The following is a 6988-nucleotide window of genomic DNA, read 5'->3' as shown; positions in this document are numbered from 1 at the left end:
CGTCCGCGAATCTGCAAATCCATGTCGATAATCCCTGTTCAGTTGCACTAAGCTGTTAACTCTCACCGATCGGAAAGAGTGGCCTTATGTTGTATCGTCGTTTTGAACGTTTTATCAATATTTTTCAGGATGCCCCCACCGATTCCCCACCCGCCAGCGTGTGGCCGTTTTACCTCTATTATCTGCGTCAGGTGTGGCCAGGTTTTGTCGCGCTGCTGATTGTCGGACTGGCGCAGGCGCTGATCGAAGTGGCGCTGTTTAGCTATCTCAGCCGTATTATCGATCTGGTCAATCACACCACGCCCGCCACGCTGTTCAGCGATAACTGGCCGATTCTGCTGTGGATGGCGGCAGTGGCACTGATTCTGCGGCCGGTAGTAATCGCGCTGCACGATATGCTGGTACATCAAAGCATTAACCCCAGCATGACCAGCATGATTCGCTGGCAGCATCACAACTATGTGCTGCGGCAGAGCCTCAATTTCTTCCAGAACGATTTTGCCGGCCGTATCGCCCAGCGCATCATGCAAACCGGTAACTCGCTGCGTGACTCGGCGGTTCAGCTGGTGGATGCCATCTGGCACGTGGTGATTTACGCCGTGACCTCACTGGTGCTGTTCGCGGAAGCCGACTGGCGCCTGATGATTCCGCTGATCATCTGGATTGTGGCGTACAGTTTGTCGCTGCGCTTCTTTGTGCCGCGCGTCAAGCAGCGCTCGGTGGTGTCATCCGAGGCGCGCTCGAAGCTGATGGGCACTATCGTTGACGGTTACACCAACATCGCTACCCTGAAACTGTTTGCCCATAACGATCTGGAAAAACGCTACGCGCGCGACGCCATTCAGGAACAGACCGACAAAACCCAGCACGCCAGCCGCATGGTGACCAGCATGGATATCACGCTGTCGACACTCAATGGCCTGCTGATTGTCAGCACCTCCGGCCTCGCGCTGTGGCTGTGGAGCCAGTCGCTGATCAGCGTAGGTGCCATCGCGCTGGCCACCGGGCTGGTGATTCGCCTGGTGAACATGTCCGGCTGGATCATGTGGGTGGTGAACGGCATCTTCGAAAACATCGGCATGGTGCAGGATGGCCTGAACACCATTGCACAACCGCTCAGCGTGCAGGATGCGCCGCAGGCGAAAAAGCTGCAGGTGACGCGCGGCCAGATCCGCTTTGAGGATGTGCGTTTTGACTACGGCGGCGGCCGCCAGGTGATTAACCGCCTGAATCTCAATATCAAGCCTGGCGAGAAAATCGGTCTGATTGGCCCCTCCGGCGCCGGTAAATCGACCCTCGTGAACCTGCTGCTGCGGCTGTATGACATCAACGGCGGGCGCATCCTGATTGACGATCAGGACATCGCGCAGGTCACGCAGGCGAGCCTGCGCAGTCAGATTGGCATGATCACCCAGGATACGTCGCTGCTGCACCGCTCGATTCGCGAAAACCTGCTGTACGGTCGCCCGGATGCCAGCGAAGCCGAACTGCAGGCGGCGATTGTGCGCGCCCGCGCCGACGAGTTTATCCCGCTGCTCTCCGATCCGCAGGGCCGTACCGGGCTGGATGCGCACGTCGGCGAGCGCGGCGTCAAACTCTCTGGCGGCCAGCGCCAGCGTATTGCCATCGCCCGCGTGCTGCTGAAAGATGCGCCGGTTCTGATCATGGATGAAGCCACGTCGGCGCTCGACTCGGAAGTGGAAGCGGCGATTCAGGAGAGCCTGGAGACGCTGATGCAGGGCAAAACGGTGATCGCCATCGCCCATCGCCTGTCGACCATCGCGAAAATGGACCGGCTGGTGGTGCTGGAGAACGGCGGCATTGTTGAGATGGGTAACCATCGCGAACTGCTGGCGCACGGCGGGCTGTACGCGCGTCTGTGGCAGCATCAGACCGGCGGATTTGTCGGCGTCGATTAATCACCGCGCCGGTAAGGCAGGGCGTCGCGCGCTTCCTGAGCCCAGGCGCGCACCCCTGCCCGCTCCTGCTGCAGAAAATCCCCGACCGCATCACGCAGCCCCGGATGGCACAGATAGTGCCAGGAATGGGTGAGTTGCGGTTCAAAGCCGCGCACCAGCTTGTGCTCGCCCTGCGCACCGGCATCAAAGCGCTGCAGCCCTTCAGCGATGGCGAAATCCATGCCCTGGTAGAAACAGGTCTCGAAGTGCAGTCGGTCAAACTCCGCCAGACAGCCCCAGTAGCGGCCATACAGCGTGTCGTCATCCACCAGACAGAAGGCCATGGCGGCGGGCTGCTGCTGTAGCGTGGCGATCACCACGCGAATCGCCTGCGGCATCCGCTCCGCCAGCAGGCTGAAGAAGGAGCGCGTCAGATAGGGACGCTGGCCGCGCACCGCGTAGGTGTTGGCGTAGCAGGTATACACAAAATCCCACTGATCTTCACGCAGCTCATCGCCACGATACCAGTTAAACGCAAAGCCGCTGCTGGCCACCTGTTCGCGCTCTTTGCGCAGCTGCTTGCGTTTGCGCGACATCAGCGTGTCGAGAAAGTCGTGAAAATCGCGGTAGCCGCGATTGTGCCAGTGATACTGCACGCCGAGGCGCGCCAGCCAGTCCGGCTGGGTTGCCAGCAGCGCGTTGGCGTGCGGCGTGGTGAAATTGATATGTGCCCCACTTAAGCCGTGCCGCTGCAACGCATCGGGCAGCGCTTCCAGCATCGGAATAATGGCCGTCTCGTCACCCAGCAGCCGCGCACCGGTCACCGGGCTGAACGGAATGGCGCCGAGCCATTTGGGGTAATAAGGAATACCAGCACGCTGGCAGGCATCGGCCCACGCGTGATCGAACACATATTCGCCCCACGAGTTGCGTTTACGGTAGCCCGGCAGCGCTGCCCGCAGCCTGCCGTCTTGGCGCCACAGCAGATGATCCGGCTGCCAGCCGTTTTCCGCGCGCACGCTGCCACTCTCTTCCAGCGCGAGCAGGAAGGCGTGACGCAAAAAAGGTTGATTGTCAGGTAACAGCGCATCCCATTCGGCAGCGGTGATCTCCGCCAGCGATGACAGGTGAAGCAAAGGCATTGGTGGCTCCCGGCCAGCTTAAGGCGAATGCCTAGTTCAGCAGGTTTTGCCGCCGTGCGAAAGGTGCGGCGCACTGAATGTAAAGCGGAGCGTTGCTCAATGCTGCGCACATTACTGTCGCGGCCCGTGCCACGATTTTTCACTTCGCCTGTGTATACTCACCCTTTTCCCTTGCAGGAAATGCCATGGATCGTCTTGATTGTGATCGCATGTTTGTCGCCGTACTCGAAGTCGGCAGCTTTGCCGGTGCCGCTGCCCGGCTGGGCACCAGCAGCGGCCAGGCATCAAAGCTGGTGTCGCGTCTGGAGCAGCAGCTTGGCGTGCAGCTGTTCAAGCGCAGCACACGGGCGCTGTCGCCCACCGAGATCGGCCGCGCCTATTACGAGCGGGTGAAAACCCTGCTGGAGGCGTTCGACGCGCTGGATGCCACGGTGCAGGAAAATGCCCGCTCACCCACCGGTCGCCTGAAGATCAGCGCACCCGGCACCTTCGGCACCGCGGTGCTGGCCAGCGTGCTGGTGGCGTTCGCGCGTCACTATCCGCTGATTGAGCTGGACGTCAACTTCTCCGACCGCACCGTGAATATCGTCGATGAAGGCTTCGATATGGCGATCCGCATCGGCAAGCTGGACGACAGCAGCCTGATTGCGCGCCGTCTGGGCGAGGTGCCGATTCGCCTCGCCGCCGCGCCCGGCTATCTGCTGCAGCACGGCACGCCGCAGCACTGGCGCGATCTGGCGACGCATCAGTGCATCAGCGACACCAACTTTCGCGATCCGTGGCACTGGCCGTTCGTCACGCCGTGCGGCGACAGCGTCAGCATGCCGATTCGCGGCCGCCTGTGCTTCTCCAATACCGAAGCCTGCCTGCAGGCGGCGCTGGCCGGCCTCGGCATTGCGCGTCTGCCCGGTTTTATCGCTGCACCGGCGCTGCAGCGGGGCGAAATCGTCACGCTGCTGGAGGACTTTGCGCCGCCAGCCATGGGCCTGTTTGCCCTGTATCCGCCCGCGCGCCACCTGGCGCAGAAAACCCGCCTGCTGATCGACTTTCTGGCCGAGCACTTCCGCCTGCATCCGCCCGGCTGATTCCTTCCATTCTGGAAACAATCAAAGCCGTTTTGCCCGGATTATCAGCATAACGGCAGCAGGGTAAGCTGCTGACATCACTTCAGAGGAGCAGAGCGATGTTGGTAAACGGTAAGTGGAGCGCAGAGTGGCATCCGGTTCAGGCCACCGATAAACAGGGTGGCTTTGTACGCCAGACTTCCAGCTTTCGTCACTGGATTAGCGCCGATGGCAGCAGCGAATTTGCCGCCGAGCCGGATCGCTATCATCTGTACGTCGCGCTGATCTGCCCGTGGGCCTCGCGCACGCTCATTGCACGCAGCCTGAAAGGGCTGGAGCAGATTGTCAGCGTGTCGGTGGTTGAGCCGCAGCTTGGCGCGCAGGGCTGGCGCTTCGGCGATTATCCCGGTGCCGATCGCGACCCGCTGAACAACGCTGAGTATCTCCACCAGCTGTATACCCGCGCCGACGCCGACTTCACCGGGCGCGCCACCGTGCCGGTGCTGTGGGATAAAAAAACCCAGACCATCGTTAACAATGAGTCGGCGGATATTCTGCGCATGTTCAACAGCGGCTTTGGCGATCTGGCAGACAACCGGCTCGATCTCTACCCTGAGGATCTGCGCCAGGAGATCGACGCGCTGAACGCAACGATCTATCCGCGTCTCAATAACGGCGTTTATCGTACCGGTTTCGCTACCACCCAGGTGAGCTATCAGCAGGCGTTTAATGAGGTGTTTGAGCAGCTGGATGAGCTGGAGCAACGGCTGAAAGATGGCCGCACTTTTCTGCTGGGTGAACGACTGACCGAAGCCGATATCCGCCTGTTCGTGACCCTGATACGCTTTGACGTCGCCTATCACGGCCTGTTCAAATGCAACCTGCGCCGCCTGCGCGATTACCCGCTGCTCGATCGTTATCTGAAGAGTGTGCTGGCGGTCTCCGGCGTGCGGCAAACGGTGAACATCGACCACATCAAACAGGGCTATTATTCGATTAAAGCGCTGAATCCCAACGGCATCGTGCCAGCGGGACCGGATATGGCGGACTACGGTTTTTAAGGAGCAGGGCAATGGCAAAAGCGTTAGTGGTGTTTTTACATGGCGTCGGCAGTAATGGCGCGGATTTGGCGGTGCTGGGGCAACACTGGTCAGCGCTGCTGCCCGACGTGGCATTTGCCGCGCCCGATGCGCCCTTTCCCTTTGAACACGCCATGGGCTATCAGTGGTTCAGCCTGACCGGCATCACGCCGGAAAACCGTCCGGCACGCGTACGGGCTGCGCGCGACGCCTTTGACGCCACGCTGCAGCAGCTGATGGCGCAGCACGCGATGGCCGGCGCGTGGCAAAAGGTGATTCTGGTGGGATTCTCGCAGGGCTCGATCATGGCGCTGGATGCGCTGGCCTCCGGACGCTATCCGCTGGCTGGTGTGGTGGCCTTCTCCGGTCGCCTGGCCTTTGACGAGGCGCTCACGCCGCCGCCGCATGCCTCCGCGCTGCTAATTCACGGTAAAGCCGATGAGGTGATTCCGTTCAGCGAAACTGTCTCCGCCGCGCAGCGCCTGCAGAGCGCGGGCGTCGCGGTCACCGCACAGTATGAACCCGCCACCGGTCACACCATTTCCAGCCACGGCGCGATGCAGGCAGCGGCCTACATCGCCCAGTGCCTGCAGGATTAAGGCCAGTAGCGCTGCAGCGCCTGCCACGCCTGACGCGCGGCCGCTTCCGGCGGCTGTGCTTTGAGGCGATCGTTAAACACTTCGATGCCCACCGGACCGCGATAGCCTGCACTTTTCAGCTTATCGACAAAGCGTTCCACTTCAATGATGCCGTCGCCGGGCAGTAAGCGCTGATGGCGCGCATAGTCGCTCAGCGCCTGCTTTTCCTGCGGTGGCATCTGCGCCATATCGCACAGCTGCACTTCATAAATGCGGTCGGCCGGAATGCCGTCGAGCTGAGAGGCATCGCCACCGCGTGCGCAGATGTGGAACAGATCGACCACCAGCCCGATATTGGGCTGATCCAGCCGCTGCAAACGCTGCCACGCCAGCGGCAGCGTATTGTCGACGCTGCACCACGCCATCGGTTCATACATGATGCGCATGTTATAGCGCGCGGCTTCCGAGGCCAGCCAGCGCAGATCCTCATCAATGCGCTCCGCAACGCAGTCTTCGCGCGTGGTCGCCGGCGCCTGAATGGTATCGCAGCCCAGCGATTGCGCGACGCGAATGAAATCACGCAGTTCGGCGCGCTTTTGCAGCCGTTCGCTGTCCGGCGCGCCGGTAAAGTCACGCAGCACCTGCAGATTGGTAAAGCCCAGGTGCAGCTGCGCGGCCAGCGCCGCCGTGTGCTCAGTAACCTCTTCCCGCCACATTTCAACCTGATCGAACCCGGCGGCACGCGCCGCCTGCAGCTTATGCGCCGATTCACCGTTTAACAGCACCAGGTTAAGGAATTTCGGGTTTGCAGACATCAACAGCTCCTTAATCGTCCGGATAAAGCGGTGACAGAGGCTGTGCGCCACCCGCACAGCATCCTGATCAGTATCCCCCTCTTAAGGGTGATTTCAAGCGTGTCGTTTAGCCCAGCAGGTTCACCACGGCGAAACCGGCAAAGGTCATCAGCAATGAACCGATGACATGCACCATCACGCTCGACATTGCCCACAGGTATTTTCCTGATTGTAGCAACACCACGATCTCGGCCGAGAAGGTCGAAAAGGTCGTCAGCCCGCCGCACAGGCCGGTGACGATCAGCAGTTTCCATACGGGATCGATGTGCGGATTGCGCACAAACCACGCCATCGCCGCGCCAATAATAAAGCCACCGACCAGATTAACGATCAGCGTACCTGGCGGCAGGTTGGGGAATAACGTATTGAAACG

General features: G+C 60.8%; 7 protein-coding genes. 4 read left to right on the top strand and 3 right to left on the bottom strand.

Features of this window, described 5'->3' with window-relative positions; all coding sequences use genetic code 11:
• Positions 1-86: 86 nt before the first annotated feature.
• A complete protein-coding gene (locus FT726_RS25580) occupies positions 87-1919 on the top strand; it encodes an ABC transporter ATP-binding protein (RefSeq protein WP_288424323.1) in 1833 nt (610 codons plus the stop codon).
• Here FT726_RS25580 and FT726_RS25575 read toward each other — a convergent pair.
• Complete coding sequence (locus FT726_RS25575) at positions 1916-3040, bottom strand: GNAT family N-acetyltransferase (RefSeq protein WP_346303676.1); 1125 nt, start codon at positions 3038-3040, stop codon at positions 1916-1918. The two genes, FT726_RS25580 and FT726_RS25575, sit on opposite strands and share 4 nt — an antisense overlap.
• Before the next feature lie 185 nt (positions 3041-3225).
• On the opposite strand from FT726_RS25575, the gene FT726_RS25570 reads away from it, so the two are divergent.
• From FT726_RS25570 to FT726_RS25560, 3 genes are all read left to right on the top strand, one after another.
• A complete protein-coding gene (locus FT726_RS25570; RefSeq protein WP_288424317.1) occupies positions 3226-4125 on the top strand; it encodes a LysR family transcriptional regulator in 900 nt (299 codons plus the stop codon).
• Between the two features lie 98 nt (positions 4126-4223).
• Positions 4224-5165, top strand: a complete 942-nt coding sequence (locus FT726_RS25565; RefSeq protein WP_058770919.1) for a glutathione S-transferase family protein — start codon at positions 4224-4226, stop codon at positions 5163-5165.
• Between the two features lie 11 nt (positions 5166-5176).
• Positions 5177-5782, top strand: coding sequence for an alpha/beta hydrolase (locus tag FT726_RS25560; protein ID WP_058770918.1), 606 nt, complete (start codon positions 5177-5179; stop codon positions 5780-5782).
• Here FT726_RS25560 and FT726_RS25555 read toward each other — a convergent pair.
• Positions 5779-6576, bottom strand: coding sequence for a sugar phosphate isomerase/epimerase (locus FT726_RS25555; protein WP_132466538.1), 798 nt, complete (start codon positions 6574-6576; stop codon positions 5779-5781). The two genes, FT726_RS25560 and FT726_RS25555, sit on opposite strands and share 4 nt — an antisense overlap.
• Positions 6577-6682: 106 nt before the next feature.
• A partial coding sequence (crcB, locus tag FT726_RS25550) for a fluoride efflux transporter CrcB (protein ID WP_346303675.1) occupies positions 6683-6988 on the bottom strand: 306 nt, incomplete at its 5' end.

The sequence above is a fragment of the Pantoea sp. Morm genome, from assembly GCF_016643525.1.
Classification (GTDB): Bacteria; Pseudomonadota; Gammaproteobacteria; order Enterobacterales; family Enterobacteriaceae; genus Pantoea; species Pantoea dispersa.
Note: the sequence above shows the minus strand (reverse complement) of the source record. Positions and strands in the feature narration are given on the sequence as shown.

What these genes read in the sequence shown, in the direction of transcription:
- FT726_RS25560 (WP_058770918.1), top strand. Translation starts at nt 5,177, where the DNA reads ATGGCAAAAGCGTTAGTGGTGTTTTTACATGGCGTCGGCAGTAATGGC.
- FT726_RS25580 (WP_288424323.1), top strand. Translation starts at nt 87, where the DNA reads ATGTTGTATCGTCGTTTTGAACGTTTTATCAATATTTTTCAGGATGCC.
- FT726_RS25575 (WP_346303676.1), bottom strand. Translation starts at nt 3,040, where the DNA reads ATGCCTTTGCTTCACCTGTCATCGCTGGCGGAGATCACCGCTGCCGAA.
- FT726_RS25555 (WP_132466538.1), bottom strand. Translation starts at nt 6,576, where the DNA reads ATGTCTGCAAACCCGAAATTCCTTAACCTGGTGCTGTTAAACGGTGAA.
- FT726_RS25570 (WP_288424317.1), top strand. Translation starts at nt 3,226, where the DNA reads ATGGATCGTCTTGATTGTGATCGCATGTTTGTCGCCGTACTCGAAGTC.
- FT726_RS25565 (WP_058770919.1), top strand. Translation starts at nt 4,224, where the DNA reads ATGTTGGTAAACGGTAAGTGGAGCGCAGAGTGGCATCCGGTTCAGGCC.